The sequence below is a fragment of the Methylobacter tundripaludum genome (assembly GCF_002934365.1).
Taxonomy (GTDB): domain Bacteria; phylum Pseudomonadota; class Gammaproteobacteria; order Methylococcales; family Methylomonadaceae; genus Methylobacter_A; species Methylobacter_A tundripaludum_A.
On record NZ_PTIY01000001.1, the window covers coordinates 350,449 to 368,003 of the forward strand.

14 protein-coding genes are annotated in these 17,555 nt (G+C 48.3%); 7 read left to right on the top strand and 7 right to left on the bottom strand.

What is annotated here, in order from left to right; all coding sequences use genetic code 11:
- Positions 1 to 194 precede the first annotated feature (194 nt).
- The 4 genes from B0F88_RS01655 to B0F88_RS01670 all read left to right on the top strand — a co-directional run bounded on the left by B0F88_RS01655 (position 195) and on the right by B0F88_RS01670 (position 7,036).
- Positions 195 to 2,309: a RelA/SpoT family protein gene (locus B0F88_RS01655; RefSeq protein WP_104422187.1), complete on the top strand. Its 2,115-nt coding sequence runs from the start codon at positions 195 to 197 to the stop codon at positions 2,307 to 2,309.
- 31 nt (positions 2,310 to 2,340) lie between these two features.
- Positions 2,341 to 5,136 carry a DNA polymerase I gene (gene polA / locus B0F88_RS01660; protein WP_104422188.1) on the top strand — a complete coding sequence of 932 codons (2,796 nt, stop codon included), beginning with the start codon at positions 2,341 to 2,343 and terminating at the stop codon, positions 5,134 to 5,136.
- A 129-nt stretch (positions 5,137 to 5,265) separates the two neighbouring features.
- Positions 5,266 to 6,114, top strand: coding sequence for an HDOD domain-containing protein (locus B0F88_RS01665; protein ID WP_104422189.1), 849 nt, complete (start codon positions 5,266 to 5,268; stop codon positions 6,112 to 6,114).
- Between the two features lie 40 nt (positions 6,115 to 6,154).
- Positions 6,155 to 7,036 carry an MBL fold metallo-hydrolase gene (locus tag B0F88_RS01670; protein WP_104422190.1) on the top strand — a complete coding sequence of 294 codons (882 nt, stop codon included), beginning with the start codon at positions 6,155 to 6,157 and terminating at the stop codon, positions 7,034 to 7,036.
- Here the strand turns inward: B0F88_RS01670 and yihA are convergent.
- Positions 7,009 to 7,641: a ribosome biogenesis GTP-binding protein YihA/YsxC gene (yihA, locus tag B0F88_RS01675; RefSeq protein WP_104422191.1), complete on the bottom strand. Its 633-nt coding sequence runs from the start codon at positions 7,639 to 7,641 to the stop codon at positions 7,009 to 7,011. The two genes, B0F88_RS01670 and yihA, sit on opposite strands and share 28 nt — an antisense overlap.
- 108 nt (positions 7,642 to 7,749) lie before the next feature.
- Here yihA and B0F88_RS01680 point away from each other — a divergent pair, with 108 nt between their 5' ends.
- The 3 genes from B0F88_RS01680 (at position 7,750) to B0F88_RS01690 (ending at position 10,843) form a co-directional block, all read left to right on the top strand.
- Complete coding sequence (locus tag B0F88_RS01680; protein WP_104422192.1) at positions 7,750 to 8,406, top strand: c-type cytochrome; 657 nt, start codon at positions 7,750 to 7,752, stop codon at positions 8,404 to 8,406.
- Between the two features lie 93 nt (positions 8,407 to 8,499).
- On the top strand, positions 8,500 to 9,120 hold the full coding sequence (locus B0F88_RS01685) for a thiol:disulfide interchange protein DsbA/DsbL (protein WP_104422193.1): 621 nt from the start codon (positions 8,500 to 8,502) through the stop codon (positions 9,118 to 9,120).
- Positions 9,121 to 9,304: 184 nt separating this feature from the next.
- Positions 9,305 to 10,843 carry a GGDEF domain-containing protein gene (locus B0F88_RS01690; RefSeq protein WP_104422194.1) on the top strand — a complete coding sequence of 513 codons (1,539 nt, stop codon included), beginning with the start codon at positions 9,305 to 9,307 and terminating at the stop codon, positions 10,841 to 10,843.
- 9 nt (positions 10,844 to 10,852) lie between these two features.
- On the opposite strand, the gene B0F88_RS01695 is transcribed toward B0F88_RS01690, so the two are convergent.
- The 6 genes from B0F88_RS01695 to atpG all read right to left on the bottom strand — a co-directional run bounded on the left by B0F88_RS01695 (position 10,853) and on the right by atpG (position 17,544).
- Entirely contained in the window at positions 10,853 to 11,398 is a 546-nt protein-coding gene (locus B0F88_RS01695) for a DUF2058 domain-containing protein (protein ID WP_104422195.1), read from the bottom strand.
- Between the two features lie 3 nt (positions 11,399 to 11,401).
- On the bottom strand, positions 11,402 to 13,255 hold the full coding sequence (glmS, locus tag B0F88_RS01700; RefSeq protein ID WP_104422196.1) for a glutamine--fructose-6-phosphate transaminase (isomerizing): 1,854 nt from the start codon (positions 13,253 to 13,255) through the stop codon (positions 11,402 to 11,404).
- A 1-nt stretch (position 13,256) separates the two neighbouring features.
- The gene (gene glmU, locus B0F88_RS01705; protein WP_104422197.1) at positions 13,257 to 14,627 is read right to left on the bottom strand and encodes a bifunctional UDP-N-acetylglucosamine diphosphorylase/glucosamine-1-phosphate N-acetyltransferase GlmU; all 1,371 of its coding nucleotides are present in this window, start codon (positions 14,625 to 14,627) and stop codon (positions 13,257 to 13,259) included.
- Positions 14,628 to 14,782: 155 nt separating this feature from the next.
- A complete protein-coding gene (locus B0F88_RS01710; RefSeq protein ID WP_104422198.1) occupies positions 14,783 to 15,205 on the bottom strand; it encodes a F0F1 ATP synthase subunit epsilon in 423 nt (140 codons plus the stop codon).
- A gap of 57 nt (positions 15,206 to 15,262) precedes the next feature.
- The gene (atpD, locus tag B0F88_RS01715; protein ID WP_104422199.1) at positions 15,263 to 16,642 is read right to left on the bottom strand and encodes a F0F1 ATP synthase subunit beta; all 1,380 of its coding nucleotides are present in this window, start codon (positions 16,640 to 16,642) and stop codon (positions 15,263 to 15,265) included.
- A 38-nt stretch (positions 16,643 to 16,680) separates the two neighbouring features.
- Positions 16,681 to 17,544 (bottom strand): F0F1 ATP synthase subunit gamma, encoded by an 864-nt coding sequence (gene atpG, locus B0F88_RS01720; RefSeq protein WP_104422200.1) that lies wholly within the window; start codon positions 17,542 to 17,544, stop codon positions 16,681 to 16,683.
- Positions 17,545 to 17,555: the final 11 nt, after the last annotated feature.

The following is a 17,555-nucleotide window of genomic DNA, read 5'->3' on the forward strand; positions in this document are numbered from 1 at the left end:
TATTTCAATAAGTTAAAATACAGATTTAGCCGATATATTTCCGCCAATCTACGCCCACCGTAGGCGCTAAGTCTAATGTCGGTGAGCGCAACCTCCGCCCCTTACCTGCGTCCGTGTAGGTAATGACTGCTTTTACATTTACCGGCATTGGCCTATTATAACTGCCAAACTTTCGAATTATTGACTATCGTTTGATGCAAAAAAATACCGAACCGAACAAACAGCTTTTTAGCGGCTTTTCTGCGTCCGATACCGAACAAATAAATCGGGCTCTGGCGCTCATTGCGCAAATCCCTGAAGACCCTCATTATTTCCGCCCCAAGGGGGTTGAGGTGGCAACCATTTTGATGAATTTCAATGTCGATCTGGCAACCATCATCGCGGCGATATTAAGCGATCCACGCTTAACCGCTTTGAATCCGGCCCCAAACATTAAAGAACTGTTTGGGGAAACCGTTGCAACGCTGGTGAAAGATGTTAACTGGCTGAATAAGGTCACCGTTTATTCCCTGGAAATGACCGACCAGCCCAGCCAAACGGAAATCTTGCGCCGAATGCTGCTGTCTATGACTCAGGATGTCCGCGCCGTGTTGATAAAGCTGGCTTACCGGATTCAACGGCTTAAGGTCTTACCCAGGGAGTCTTATGAGCTCAGGCGTTTTATTGCCCAGGAAACGCTGGATATTTATGCGCCGATCGCCAACCGCATGGGTATTCATCAGTTGAAATGGGAGCTGGAGGATATGGCTTTCCGCTATCTGGAGCCCCAATCCTATCGCCGCATCGCCAAGTCGTTGTCCGATAACCGCGCCCAGCGGGAAAACTGCATCAATAAGTTTATCGCCCTGCTGCAAAACAAACTCGCCGAAGAAGGAATTTCCGCCGAGATTTACGGCCGCCCCAAGCATATTTACAGCATCTGGAAAAAGATGCGCCGCAAGAAGCTGGACATAGACGAACTTTATGACCTGTTGGCGGTGCGGGTTATCGTCGATAACCTGACCACCTGCTACGCCACTTTAGGCATGGTGCATAGCCTTTGGCAAACCATACCCAAAGAATTTGACGATTACATCGCCAATCCCAAAGAGAACGGTTACCAGTCTTTGCATACCGTCATTCTCGATGCCGACGGCAACCGCATCGAAGTGCAAATCCGCACCCGGCAAATGCACGACTTTGCCGAACTCGGGGTTGCCGCGCACTGGTCTTACAAGGAAGGCGGCAAACATGATGCGGCCATTGAAAAAAACATCGCCTCCTTGCGCAAGTTGCTCGAAGAAAAAGGCAGCGACGAAGCGCTGTCCGAAAGTTTTCGCAGTGAATTATTTAATGATCGCGTCTACGTTTTAACGCCCGCCGGAAAATTAATCGATCTGGTTAAAGGCTCCACGCCGCTGGACTTTGCCTACGCCATTCATACCGAAATAGGGCATCGCTGCCGCGGCGCAAAAGTCAACGGCCGCATTGTACCGCTGACCTATACCTTAAAATCCGGCGAACAGGTAAAAATTTTAACGGCAAAAGAGGGCGGTCCCAATCACAACTGGATCGACCTGAACCTGGGCTATTTAAAGACATCGGCAGCGATCGGCAAAATCAAAAGCTGGTTCAAAAACCAGCAACAAGCCCAGAATATCGCCACAGGCAAGTCGGTTCTGGACAAGGAAAGCCAGCGGCTGGGGTTAAAAACGCTCAACTTAACGGAGTTGGCTAAACATTTTCATCAGCCGGACACCGATAAGTTTCTCGAAGCCATAGGCCGCGGCGATATTACCAGCCGCCAGCTTGCGGCATTTTTTAAGATTCCTGAACTGGAAGCCCCGCCTGCGCCTGCTCAACGGAAAAAACCCGAAGCCGAGATTAAATCGGCCATTTCCGTAGAAGGCATTGATAACGTGCTGACCACTCTCGCCCATTGCTGCTCGCCGATCCAGGGCAATGACATTATCGGTTATATTTCCCACAAGAAAGGCATTACTATCCACCGTAAAGACTGCGAAAACATCCTGCACCTCAGCCCCGAAAAACAGGCCCAGCTTATTTCGGTTAGCTGGGGATCAAAGCAGGTCAGCTATGCGGTGCCTATTGTGATCCATGCGTTTAACCCGCAAAATTTGCTTAACGACGTTAGCCAGATTTTAGCCCAGGCTAAAATCCATATTTCCAATGCGGCACTGGATACGCATCCCGATTTTTCAGCGCAACTCAATTTGACCATTCAAATTGAAAACACCGATCAGTTAAGCCAAGTGCTTAATAAAATAAGCCAATTGCCTAATATCGTCGATGTTAAGCGTAAAACCTGACGCCTCACACCTAACCTTGCCTCTAAATCTTATGTCCCAACAAACGCAAACCTGTCCTGAGCTTAGCCGAAGGGAACGCCTGATCCTCGTTGACGGCTCATCTTTCCTGTTCCGCGCTTACCATGCCATTCCGCCGCTGACCAACGCGAACGGCGAGCCCACCAACGCCATTTACGGCGTCAGCAACATGCTGCGCAAACTGATCGCCGACTATCACAGCGACCACATCACCGTGGTCTTCGATGCCTCGGGTAAAACCTTCCGCAATGAACTTTACGATCAGTACAAGGCTCATCGGCCGCCGATGCCCGATGATTTGCGGGTACAGATTGAACCGTTGCACAACCTGATCCGGGCCATGGGCTTGCCGTTGATTATCGAGTCCGGCGTGGAAGCCGACGATGTGCTCGGAGCGCTGGCCCAACACGCCGAGCAGCAAGGCTATGACGTCATCATTTCCACCGGCGACAAGGATATGGCGCAGCTGGTTACCGACCATATTATCCTGGAAAACACCATGTCCAATACGCGCATGGATATTCAAGGCGTTATCGACAAATTCGGGGTCAGGCCGGAACAGATTATCGATTATCTGGCCTTGGTCGGCGACACCGTCGACAATATTCCCGGCGTGCCCAAGGTCGGCCCCAAAACGGCGGCAAAATGGCTGGAGCAATATCAGACACTGGAAAACCTGATCGCCCATGCCAATGAAATCGGCGGCAAAATCGGCGAGAACCTGCGCGCCAGTTTGGAGCAACTGCCGTTATCGAAACAACTGACCACCATTAAATGCGACCTGGATTTGCCCTACGGCATCGAAGACTTGAAACAGCAACCGATGGATAAGGCGGAACTGAAAAACTTATTGGCCGAACTGGGTTTTTCATCCTGGTTAAAATCGCTGGATGCTTCGACTGAGCCGGTCCTGAGCGTAGCCGAAGGGCTCAGCACAGGTGCTTCGACTAAGCCTGTCCTCAGTCCTGTCGAAGCCGACGAAGACAAGCCAGCCAAAATCGATTCCAATCATGAAACTATATTAACCGAGCCGCACTTTAACGACTGGCTGGCCCAACTGGAAAAAGCCGAACTGTTTGCCTTCGACACCGAAACCACCAGCCTCGATTACAGCAAGGCGCAGATAGTCGGCATATCCTTTGCAGTTACGCCGGGCAAAGCCGCCTATGTGCCTTTGGCTCATGACTATCCGGGCGTACCGGATCAGCTGGACCGGTCTGAAATACTGGAAAAACTGCGGCCTCTGCTGGAAAATCCGCATAAGGCTAAGCTCGGGCAAAACCTGAAATACGACATGCATGTGCTGGCCAATCACGGTATTGCCCTGCGCGGCATTGCCCACGACACCATGCTGGAATCCTACGTGTTAAACAGCACGGCCACCAAACATAATATGGACGACTTGGCTAAGGAATACCTTGGCGTCGAAACCATCCATTACGAGGATGTTGCAGGGAAGGGCGCAAAGCAGATAGGCTTCCAAGAAGTCTCGATAGAACAAGCCGCACCTTACGCGGCGGAAGACGCCGACATTACCCTGCAACTGCATCAAGTGCTGTCCGCAAAACTGGCGCAGCAGCCGAGATTGCTTGAGTTATATACGGAAATGGAAGTCCCGCTGATTAGCGTACTGGCCCGGATTGAAAACAATGGCGTATTAATCGACACCGCGATGCTTGCGCAGCAAAGCCTTGAGCTTTCCAGCCAGATTATCTCCCTTGAACAACATGCGCACGACCTGGCCGGGCAGACATTTAATCTGGGTTCGCCCAAACAGATTCAGGACATACTCTACGACCAGCAAAAACTGCCCGTATTAAAGAAAACGCCCAAAGGGCAACCGTCAACTGAAGAATCGGTATTACAGGAATTAGCCATCGACTACCCGTTGCCCAAGCTGATTCTGGAGTACCGCAGTTTAAGCAAGCTGAAATCGACCTATACCGACAAACTGCCGCAACAGGTTGACGGGCAAACAGGCCGGATTCATACCTCGTATCATCAGGCGGTAGCCGCAACTGGCAGGCTGTCTTCGTCCGACCCCAACCTGCAAAATATTCCGATACGCAGCGAAGAAGGCCGAAAAATCCGGCAGGCGTTTGTCGCACCCGAAGGCAAAAAAGTCGTCGCCGCCGATTATTCGCAAATCGAGTTACGCATCATGGCGCATTTGTCGGCCGATGAAGGCTTGTTGAAAGCCTTTACCGAAGGGCAGGACGTACACCGGGCCACCGCGGCGGAGGTGTTCGGCGTTGCTCCCGAGCAAGTCACCACCGATTTGCGCCGTTCGGCCAAGGCGATCAATTTCGGCCTGATTTACGGCATGTCATCGTTTGGCTTGGCACAACAGCTGGGCTTGTCGCGCAGCCAGGCGCAATCTTATATCGATCTGTATTTCACCCGTTATCCGGGCGTTAAGAACTATATGGACAACATCCGGGAGCAAGCCCGCGCGCAAGGCTATGTTGAAACCCTGTTCGGCAGGCGGCTGTATTTGCCGGAGATCAATTCGCGCAACGCGGCACGCCGCCAATACGCCGAACGCACGGCCATCAATGCGCCGATGCAGGGCACTGCGGCGGACATCATTAAACGCGCGATGATTGCCGCCGACCGGTGGCTGTATCGGGACACCCCGGACGCCAAAATGATCATGCAGGTGCATGACGAACTGGTATTTGAGATTGCCGAAGAGCAGCTGGACGATTGCGTGGCAAAGATCAGATCAATCATGTGTGCCGCCGCCGGTCTTGACGTACCGCTGATTGTCGATATAGGCATAGGCAATAATTGGGATGAAGCTCACTAACCGTCAGTTATTATTTTTCGGCATTGTATCGGTGTTGTATTATAGTGGACATATAACTTTGGCCTGCCTATCTGATAAATACTGTTCCCTGCTATGTTTTTCTTGTTGACTCTTGCTTAACGACACACAATGCCGAATTCAAAAAACGAAACTCTCATCGTCCTCGTTGAAAAAATGCCCGCTTTTCCTAAAAGCGTTCAACAAGTCATGGAATTAACGTCAGACCTCAACGCTTCGGCAAAGGACATTGTCCGCGTCATTGAATGCGACCCGATCATGACGGTTAAAATCCTTAAAGCCATTAACTCGTCTTTCTACGGTTTACCGCAAAAAATCACCTCGGTGCAGCGGGCGGTCGTGCATATTGGAATCAACACCATAAAAAATATAGCCCTAGGCGTCGCTGCAATGGGCATGCTGAATGCCGATAACAAGGCCGATTTCAACACCTCCAAATTCCTGTTGCATTCATTGACCACCGCGGCGATCAGCAAAATGCTTGCCGAGCGCATAGGCTTGTCTGCAATGGTATCCGGCGATTGCTTTGTTGCCGGGTTGCTGCATGACTTTGGCAAAGTCGTATTTGCTGAATTTATGCCGGATGAATTTAAACTCGCACTGGAAAAAAGCAAAGAACAACAGTTGCCGCTGCATCAGACCGAACTCGAGTTTATCGGCCTTAATCATTCGCAAGCCGGCAAAATGCTGGCCGAAAAATGGGAGCTGTCGGAACTGTTAATTGACGCTATTGCCCATCATCATAATCCTGGCCTCAACCAAAATATCTTAAGGGATTGCGTTTTTGCCGCGAATCAAATCAGCAAATACATGCAGTTCGGTGATGGCGGCAATCCGCTGATAGAAGAGTTTCCCGAAGCCATTATCTCCCGCTTTGGCCTGCCGTTCCCCGCCATCTGCGAAGCGCTAGGGGATTTGGAACCCGTCAAATCGGAAGCTCAATCTTTTATTAACCTGTAATGCTCGGCAGACGCGAACATCCATGCAGTAAAGGACAACAATGAAAATTAAATTCTGGGGTGTTCGAGGATCCATAGCCACACCGGGCTCCAATACGGTTAAATACGGCGGCAATACCACCTGCATAGAAATCAGGACAGATGCCAATGATTTGATCATTCTTGACGCCGGCACCGGCATACACGCCCTCGCACAAGACCTGCTGAAAGAAATGCCTGTTAAGGCGCATATCTTCATTACCCATACGCATTGGGATCATATTCAGGGCCTGCCTTTTTTTATCCCTATTTTTATCCCCAACAATCACATTACCATCTACGGCGGAATTGATCCGGTCACCAATGAAACCATCAACCGGGCTCTTTCCGTGCAGTTGCAATACAGTTTCTTTCCGATACGGGAAGCACAGCTGAATGCCCGGATCGAGTACGTCACAGTCACGCCGGGCGTACCGGTCAAGGTAGGCAGCGCTACAATCACCCCTATTGTCCTGAGTCATCCGGTATTGAATTTCGGCTATCGGATCGATTGCGACGGCCAATCGGTTTTCTTTACCGGCGATTACGAGCCGCAACTCAACATCTATGATCCGCAAGATGATGAATTTGCTGAATTCCAGTCTTTTGTTGATGCTAAATGGGATGAAGTTGTGCTGGCGATAAAAGATGTCGATGCGTTGATTGTCGACTCATCCTATACCACTCAGGAATATGCCTCCAAACAAGGCTGGGGGCACGGCACTTATGATTCGGGGATAAAACTGGCTACCGCCGCCAACGCAAAAAAACTGTTTTTCACTCACCATGAACCCACCCGCAGCGATGCACACCTTGACGAGATTTATCAAGATTTATTGCGAAACAACGCTGAAGTCGGCTGCGAATTATTGCTCGCTCAGGAAGGTGTCGATATTTCGCTCTGATCCTGTTCAACAGGATTAAACAAGCGATCAAGCGCGGCATGCACCTCATCGATCCCGGCTTTTTTCAATGACGAAAACAGCTGTATCGTTAAAGGAAAACTCGCATCTTTTAGCTCCTTTTGTACCTGCAACAAGGTATTTTTGGCCGCGCCGTAAGTCAGCTTATCCGCCTTAGTCAACAATATATGCAGCGGCAATCCGGTGTGTTCGCACCACTCTATCATCTGCCAGTCAAATTCGGTTAGAGGATGGCGCACATCCATCACCAGAATAATCGCGCATAATGACTTGCGGCTGGTTAAATAAGTCTCCATCAACTCATGCCATTTTTTCTTCACCGCTAAAGGCACTTTGGCATAGCCGTAACCCGGCAAATCGACAAACCGCTGCCGCTCATTAATTTCAAAAAAATTGAGCATCTGGGTTCTGCCCGGTGTTTTACTGATCCGGGCCAATGCGTTTTGCCGGGTTAAGGTATTAATCGCGCTGGATTTACCGGCATTTGAACGCCCGGCAAACGCCACTTCAAGTCCCCGATCCGGGGGCGTATCCTTCAGATGCGGCGAACTGTTAATAAATTTTGCTTGATGATAAACTGGATTCATCGTTGTCTCGCTTAGAGTTACTATTTAGAGTAAAATTTGATCATGCACAGCAACCCGAATAACTAAAAAGACTGGCATAAATGATTAACCATTCCGAAGGGGAATTTGATGAAGAAAAAATTGCAGGTACTTTCAATTTCTCTGGCGTTGACCAGTGCTACGAGTATTTTACATGCAGAAAGCAATATTAACGCAGGAAAACAAAAAGCCGAATCCTGCGCCAGTTGTCACGGGGAAAACGGTAACAGCATGGTAGCAACTTTCCCCAAGCTTGCACAGCAACATTCTTCTTATCTGGAACAGCAGTTGCGCTCATTTAAAGACGGCAGCCGCAACGACCCCATGATGTCGGCTATGGCTCAGACATTAAACGATGCGGATATTGCCGATATTTCCGCATACTACGCCGCGCAAAAGGTTTCGGAAAACACCTTGCCTGTCTTGGCGGCTGACGATGAAAAACCGGCCGGCAACAAAGATGTCCAGGCCACCATTGCTCAAGGCAGCGACCTATACCGCAACGGCAACCTAAAAAGCGAAGTGTCCGCCTGTATCGCCTGCCACGGTCCTTTTGGCGAGGGCAATAAACCCGCCTCATTCCCGGCATTGAAATCGCAACATGCCGACTATTTGATCAAAGCACTCACCGATTTTAAATCCGGCGCACGCAGCAATAATCCGGAAAACATCATGCACATGATTGCAAAGAAGATGACGGATGAGGAAATAAAAGCCGTTTCTTATCGCATATCGATGATGAAATAAGCTTAATTTATAAAACTCCGTAGATCGGGCTACGCCACATTCGATTGTGCTTTGCGCAAGCCCGGCCTGCAAACCCCATAGAGAACTTCAGCCATGCTTAAAAAAATCGCTCAAACCAGCTTATTAGTCTTATTATTTTCCTGCTCAACCTTATTAAAAGCTGAATCCGCCGGTTATGAAACCCTGTCGCAGGCACTGCCCACCCACAATCCCGATAAAATTGAAATCATTGAGTTCTTCTGGTACGGCTGTCCACATTGCTATAGCTTTGAACCGGTACTGGAAGCATGGGTAAAAAATCTGCCTAAAAACGTCGAGTTTATACGACAACCCGCTGTATTCAGCGACCTTTGGGGCAAACATGCCAAAGCTTATTTTACGGCTGAAGCGCTGGGCGTAGTCGACAAAGTTCATGCCGACTTTTTCGATGCCATACAAAACAAAAAACAACACCTTGAAACCGAAGATGAGCTGGCCAGATTCTTTGTTGCGCACGGGGTTAACGAAAAAGAATTCCATGACGCCTACAATTCGTTTCTGGTCGACTCAAAAATGCGCCAGGCAGCCGCTACAGCGGGTCGTTACGGGGTAACCGGCGTTCCTGCAATCATCGTTAACGGCAAGTATAAAACCAATGGTCCTTTAGCCGGTTCTCATGAAAAAATGATAGACGTCATCAATCAGTTGATTCAAAAGGAAAGCGCGGCAAAATAACTGTGTCCTGCATCAACTGATTGCCCTCAACTGCCGGGGATGGCGGAAGTGCCGTAATTAGCACAACCACATTAAAGGCCGTTGCCGAGGAAGCCGAAACAAACCGATGCGATAGATTAGGCCGGCTTGCAAGTCCTACCCATTACACAGCACACTTACTCCTTAACATTTAGCAAGGTCTATCATGAGTTTTTTCAGTAAAGCAGCCGACCAAGATAAATGGAAAGAAAAGTATTTAAATCTGCTTGATGAACAGGAACAATCCGCAGAGTCTTACAAGGAAAAAGAAGACCTGCTTTGTAAAACAATAGTGCGTCTAACTATTGCAACCACAGGACTGGAGCCCCTTCTCGATCCGCATCTGCTGAGCATCCGCGATCAATTAAAAAACGGCATCAATAGCCATACGCTTAAAGACGAGCTTGAAAAATTCACTAATTCCGTCGCTCAGATCAAACATGCGCCACCGCAAAATCAAGCGCCGGAAACCGATCTGCTTTTTACTTTCCTGCTTCAGCAATATACAGCTGAAACACAGCAGAACGCCCTTAAGCAACTGAAGAAAAAAACCGAAACAGAAGCATTCGGGACTCCCAATCAATTGTTTATCGCGATACTTGAAGCCATTGAACCCGACAACGATACGGCGGCATCCAATGTCATCGCCGGACACATCGATATTGAAATTGTCAGCAAACAATTATTGCACTTGCTGGAAGGCATCGAAATTCCCAGCATTTTTGATCAGCAGGCGCAAGCAGCTAAAAGTCTGCTTGCCGCTGCCGCTAAAAACCCGGCCTCTTTTGAAACTATTCTGGATAAATCCTTCAAGCTCCTGCTTAAAATCAAACAACATAGCCAATCAGAACAACAAGACATAGATAAATTTCTCTCCCATATTACCGAACAGTTGGCGACACTGGATATTAGCGTGATGGGAGCCAGTACGGCCGCTCAAAAATCGGCCGAAAACAGGACCAAACTGGATCAATCCGTTTCTGAACAAATGGAGGAACTCAAGTTAAGCTCAACCAACGCCACTAAGCTGGAACCTTTAAAAGGGATTATCAGCAACCGATTAGCCAACATTGCCAAAGAAATTCAGGAACACACCCAAAAAGAAGCGATTCAACGCCAAAAAACGCAGCAACAACTGGACGATTTAGCTAATAAAATAAAAGAAATGGAGTCGGAATCCACCGAGCTCAAATCAAAATTGAAAATCGCCAATAACCAGGCATTGCGCGACCCATTAACAGGCCTGCCAAATCGCAATGCCTATAACGAGCGCCTGGAAATCGAACTGGCTCGCTGGAAACGCTATCATTCCCCATTAAGCCTCATCGTCTGGGACATTGATCATTTCAAAACCATCAATGACAGCTATGGCCATAAAGCCGGTGACAAGGTGTTGCTGTTAATAGCCAAACAATTATCCGACCACTCCCGGGCAACCGATTTTATTTCCCGCTTTGGCGGCGAAGAATTTACTATGCTGCTGCCGAATACCGACACCCAATCGGCGTTGGTACTGGCCAATCAACTGCGTCAAACCATTGAAAAAACGGGCTTTAATGCCAGCGGCGCTTCCGTTGCGATCACCATTTCATGCGGCCTTACCGAGTTTATCCTAAATGATACGGATGAAACCGCATTTGAGCGAGCAGACCAGGCGCTTTACTTGGCTAAAGAGCAGGGCCGCAACCGTTGCTGCGTTTTGTAACCTCCCTCCCTACCAGATCAAATCGTCGGGAACTTGATACGCCGCATAAGGATCATCAGCCGCATCGGCCGTTTTATTGGACTCATTAAATACAATCACGCTGGCCGCATCGCGCGACTGTATCTTTCTTGCGGCTTCGGCCCCCACCACTTCATACTGTTGCCCAAGCTTTACAATAGCCAACCGTCCCTCGGCAATTTGATCGCGCATCGCTTCTGAGACGTACAGCCGCTTGACCTTATTATTGTCGGTAAAATTATAGGCCAAGCCTTCTGGATCTTGAGGATGCCTGTTTAACTCAATAATCTGTTTAATTTGCGCTGCCAACTGCTTTTGCTCTTCCTGCTGCTGGCGCAACTGATTAAGCTGCCTGTCCTTTTCGATTTTTTCAGCCTGCGCTTTTTGAGCCAACTCCTTCGCCTCGTCAACCACCTCAACTTTATTCTTGCGTTGCTGCTGGGTTTGCTTGTGCTTCTCCGATTTAATGGTTTTGGCCTTAGCGGCGCTGACTAAACCGGATTTTAACAATTGCTCCTGCAATGATAATTTTGCCATTGTCTATTCCACCGTAACCGATTTTGCAAGATTCCTGGGCTGGTCAACATCCGTACCTTTTAACACCGCGACATGATAAGCCAGCAGCTGCAACGGGATCGTATATACAATCGGCGAAATCTCATTGCCGACTTGAGGTATTTTTACAATCCGCACATTTTCATCATTGGCAGCGGCTAATGTTTCATCCATAAAAACAATTAGTTGCCCGCCCCTGGCGCTGACTTCGTGAATGTTTGATTTCAGTTTTTCCAACAGGCTGTTATTGGGCGCCACGGTCACCACCGGCATGTCGGCATCGATCAATGCCAGCGGGCCGTGTTTTAACTCGCCAGCCGGATAGGCCTCGGCATGGATATAGGAAATTTCCTTCAATTTTAACGCGCCCTCCATCGCTATCGGATAATGAGTCCCCCTCCCTAAAAACAAGGCATGCTGTTTTTCGGCAAATTGCTCGGCCAGGACTTTAATTTCATCATTCAAACGCAATACTTTTTCAATCTTGCCCGGCAAGCTGAACAATTCCGAGGTAATTTTTTGCTCTACTATTTCAGTCAACTGAAAACGCCTGCCGACGGCAATGACCAGCAACATTAATATTGCCAATTGGGTGGTGAATGCCTTGGTTGATGCAACGCCGATTTCAGGACCCGCCCGGGTCATTAATACCAAATCGGATTCCCTGACCAGCGAACTCTCCGGCACGTTGCAGATGGCTAATGAATATTTTGCCCCGAGCTTCTTTGCCTCCAGTAATGCCGCCAAAGTGTCGGCTGTTTCGCCGGATTGCGAGAGGGTCACAATCAGGGTATCCGGCGCTAACACCGGACTTCTGTAGCGGAACTCGCTGGCTACTTCGATGTTACAGGGGACGCGGGCCAGCTCCTCAAACCAGTAACGCGCGACCAAGCCGGCATGATAACTGGTGCCGCAAGCTAAAATCTGGATAGCTTTTATGTTGTCAAACACTTCCGCCGCGTTATGCCCGAATGCGTTTTCCTGTAAGCGGTTATTGATGAACCTGCCTTCCAACGTTTGCGAGATAGCAAAGGGCTGCTCATAAATTTCTTTCAGCATGTAATGGCGGTACTCGCCTTTCTCGGCGGCATCCGCTGTCAACTGGCTTTCTATGATCGGACGACTGACAGACTGATCATTCAAATCGTAAATAACCGGTCCGTCTATGGTGATCGCGGCTATGTCGCCGTCTTCCAAAAATATAAACCGTTGCGTAACCGGGAGTAATGCCGCCACGTCAGAGGCGATAAAATACTCGCCTATGCCGACGCCGATAACCAGCGGGCTGCCTTTTCTGCACGCTATCAGGGTATCGGGGTAATCAATACTCATGATGCCGAGAGCATAAGCGCCCTCCAGCTTCTTGACCGTCTTTTTAACGGCGCTCAGCAATCCATCGGTAGCCTGCCCTGAGCTTGGCCGAATCGATTCCATTGCATGATCAATTTCATGTGCGATAACTTCAGTGTCGGTTTCCGAAGTGAACTCGTACCCGAGTTGCTGCTGCACTTCTCTTAAATGCTCATGGTTTTCAATGATGCCGTTATGAACTACAACCACTGTATCCCGGCTGATATGCGGATGCGCATTAGCCGTACTGGGTTTACCGTGAGTAGCCCATCGGGTATGGGCTATACCGACATGGCCTGAAATAGGCTCGGCTTCCAACAATGTTTCAAGGCCTTTGACTTTGCCCAGCTCCCGTTTCCGGTAGATTTGCTGATTATTGATAACCGCAAGGCCGGCCGAATCATAACCGCGATATTCCAGCCGCTTTAAACCTTCCATCAGAATAGGCACTACATTTCGTTGCGCAATACCGCCTACAATTCCACACATGTTATTTCTCCTTCTTAACGGGCCGTTGCCATCCTGTAATAGACACTTGTTTGCCTCTGCTTAACGTCAACTGGTTTTCGGGAGTGTCTTTAGTAATCGTCGATCCTGCGCCTATCGTGGCGTTTTTGCCGACCGTAACCGGTGCGACCAACTGGCTATTGGAACCGATAAAGGCGCCGTCTTCAATAATGGTCCTGAACTTATTAACGCCATCATAATTACAGGTAATGGTTCCGGCTCCCACATTCACTTTGCTGCCGACCGTTGCATCGCCGATATAGCTCAAGTGATTTATTTTGCTGCCTGCGGCTACCGTTGATTTCTTGATTTCTACAAAATTACCAACATGGACGTCTTCAGCCAGAACACTGTCCGGCCTTAGTCTGGCATAAGGGCCGATTCTGCTGCCTTGTCCTATGACGGCGTCTTCTATGACGCAGTTTGCCAGAATTTCCACATAATCGCCGATGATAGAGTTTTTTATTTGAGTGTTCGCGCCTATTTTGACATTGCTGCCGATGCTGTTTTTTCCCTCAAAGATCACATTAACATCAATCTCTATGTCTTGCCCCAGACTGTCTATCGAGCCTCTTTGGTCAAAACGCATCGGGTCTTTTAAGGTGACGCCCTGCTCCATCAAACCATTGGCTTGCTCTTGCTGATAAACACGCTCCAAGTGGCTGAGCTGTATGCGGTTATTAACGCCCAGAACCTCATCCTCGGTTTCCGGCTGGCTGGTAACGATATTGACTTGATCGGCAACCGCCATTTCAATCACATCCGTCAAATAGTATTCGCCTTGGGCATTGCTGTTGTTTAACCGGCTCAACCATTTTTTCAACTGTCGACCTTGCACCGCCATGATGCCGGTATTAATTTCATTAATCAGCTTTTCACCGGCAGTCGCGTCTTTTTCTTCGACAATTTTTGTAACCTGCCCGGCGGCATTTCGAACTATTCTGCCATAACCTGCCGGGTTGGCGAGATTCACCGTGAGCAAAGCCAGAGATTGGTCATTGACGTTATTTATCAGCAACTTGACCGTTGCCAATTTCAACAAAGGCACATCACCGTACAATATCAAAACGGTGTCGGCATCGGCAATTTGATCGCTGACTTGCTGCACGGCATGTCCTGTGCCTAACTGCTGCTTTTGTTCTACCCAATCGGCCTCTAAATCCTTTAAAGTCTCGGTGACTTGCTCCGCACCGTGGCCTACAACAATCTTGACAGTATTATGTTGCAATTGCTTAGCAGTGTCATAAACATGCTGCAACAACGGTCTATTGGCAATTTTATGTAAAATTTTGGGCAGCTCCGAACGCATACGCGTTCCTTTACCCGCCGCAAGAATAATGGTCGTTATTTTCATTTGATATTCCGTTACAAATCTGTCTGGAACAGATTTGCATTTACCCGAAGGGCGTCAGGCAGAACAGCCTGACGTGAAACCAAAAAAGCCCGATAGCGTATTAACACGTTATCGGGCTTCTCAAAAAGGGCAAAGGCAGTCGTGCAATATCCCGACTACCCGCCGCGCTTTCTAAATCTATCGAGAGTTCTTAATTGCATAATAGCTTCCTGCAATTGTGCCTGAGCCGCTGCAAAATCAATTTTGCCCGATTTATCGGTTAATGCTTCTTCAGCCCTGGCTTTTGCTTCTATTGCGGCCGCCTCATCAATATCTTTCGCTCTTATAGCCGTATCGGCCAGAATAGTAATGAGATGGGGTTGAATCTCCAGCATCCCACCTGACACATAAAACGGATAAATTTCCTTGTCGCTGACTTTTACCCGAACTTCGCCGGGTTTAAGCCTGGATATTAAAGGCGCATGCCGAGGCGAAATACCCACCTCGCCGAGTTCGGCCGGGGCAAATACCATTTCCGCTAATCCAGAAAATATTTCCTTTTCTGCACTAACGATATCTACATGTACGGTCATGGTCATGTTTGTTGCCTATATGGATGCAGGTAAAGGATATGAACTTTACCTACAGATTTTAACTTATTTCATTCCTTTTGCTTTCTCAAGCGCTTCGTCTATGGTACCAACCATATAGAAAGCCTGCTCAGGAATAGCATCGTATTCACCGTCGATAATACCTTTGAAACCGGCAATTGTATCTTTCAGTGATACATATTTACCAGGTGAACCGGTAAATACTTCGGCAACGAAGAAAGGCTGAGACAAGAAGCGTTGCATTTTACGCGCTCGTGCTACGGTCAATTTATCTTCCTCAGACAATTCGTCCATACCCAAGATCGCAATAATGTCGCGCAATTCTTTATAACGTTGCAGGATACCCTGGACCTTACGCGCCACATCATAATGCTCTTGACCAATGACTAATGGATCCAACTGACGACTGGTGGAATCCAGCGGGTCAATCGCAGGATAAATACCTAACTCGGCAATTTGACGAGACAATACCACGGTTGCATCCAAATGCGCGAAAGTGGTTGCAGGCGATGGATCTGTCAAGTCATCCGCTGGTACATATACCGCTTGAATAGAGGTAATGGAACCGGTTTTGGTTGAAGTAATACGTTCTTGTAATACGCCCATTTCTTCGGCCAGCGTAGGTTGGTAACCCACAGCAGAAGGCATACGACCTAAAAGCGCCGATACTTCAGTACCCGCCAAGGTGTAACGGTAAATATTATCAACGAAGAATAGTACGTCACGGCCTTCATCACGGAAGTATTCCGCCATCGTCAAACCGGTCAACGCAACGCGCAATCTGTTTCCTGGCGGCTCGTTCATTTGACCGTAAACCAGCGATACTTTGTCGATTACGTTTGAATCAGTCATTTCGTGATAGAAGTCGTTCCCTTCACGAGTACGCTCGCCTACACCGGCAAATACCGAGTAACCGCTGTGCTCAATCGCGATATTACGGATCAGCTCCATCATATTAACGGTCTTGCCGACACCGGCCCCGCCGAACAATCCGACTTTACCACCTTTGGTAAACGGACAGACCAAATCGATAACCTTGATGCCGGTTTCGAGTAGCTCGGTTGCTGCCGCCTGCTCAGCATAACTGGGTGCTTCACGGTGGATGCCCCACTTTACTTTTTCGCCGATAGGACCTTTTTCGTCGATGGGCTCGCCCAAGACGTTCATAATGCGGCCCAAAGTTTCCTGGCCGACCGGCACTGCAATAGCTGCCTTAGTATTACTGACTTCCAAGCCTCGGCTTAAACCGTCGGTACTACCCATAGCAATAGTTCTGACGACACCATCACCTAATTGCTGTTGAACTTCCAGCACTAGGCCTATACCTTCTACATTTAAGGCGTCATATACTTTGGGCAGGTCTGTACGTGAAAATTCCACGTCAACGACCGCGCCGATAATCTGAACGATTTTACCCGAACTCATTGAGTTGTCCTCTTGTGTTGTGTCATTTTTACTTGGGCTTAAACAGCTGCGGCACCGGCAACAATTTCTGAAATTTCCTGAGTGATAGCAGCTTGTCTGGCTTTGTTATAAACCAGTTGTAATTCGCTGATAATATTTCCGGCATTATCCGAAGCACTCTTCATCGCCACCATTCTGGCCGCCTGTTCGCAAGCGTTATTTTCAACCAGTCCTTGATAAACGATGGATTCGATATAGCGGGTTAACAAATGGTCCAAAACTTCTTTGGCATCAGGTTCATAAATATAATCCCAATGCCCGTTTAGGCCTTCATCAAGCTCACCGGCTACCACTGGCAGTAATTTCTCGATAGTAGGCTTCTGCGTCATGGTATTAACGAACTCATTGTATACTACATGCAGCTCGTCAATTGCACCCTGCGCGTAAGCATCCAACATAATTTTAATGATGCCGATAATGTCATGCTGGTGCGGCGTGTCACCTAATTTAGAAACATGCCCGACTAGATTTGCTTTCAGATTACCAAAAAAACCAAACGCCTTGGTACCTATTGTACAAATGTCTATTTCAACATTCTCTTTGTTCCATTCTGTCATCTGTGTCAGAGTTTTTCTGAACAAATTTGAATTCAATCCTCCGCACAAGCCTCTGTCGGAACTGATTACAATAATGCCAACCCGCTTGACCGGACGTTCAACGAGAAAAGAATGTTTATACTCCGGATTTGCGTGAGCCAGATGTTTGATAATCTGCCCAATCTTTTTGGAGTATGGCCGTGTCGCCATCATTCTGTCTTTTGTTTTACGCATTTTACTCGCAGCAACCATCTCCATTGCCCGGGTAATTTTTTGAGTATTTTTAATACTTCCGATCTTGCTGCGTATTTCTTTACCAACAGCCATCTTAAGACCCT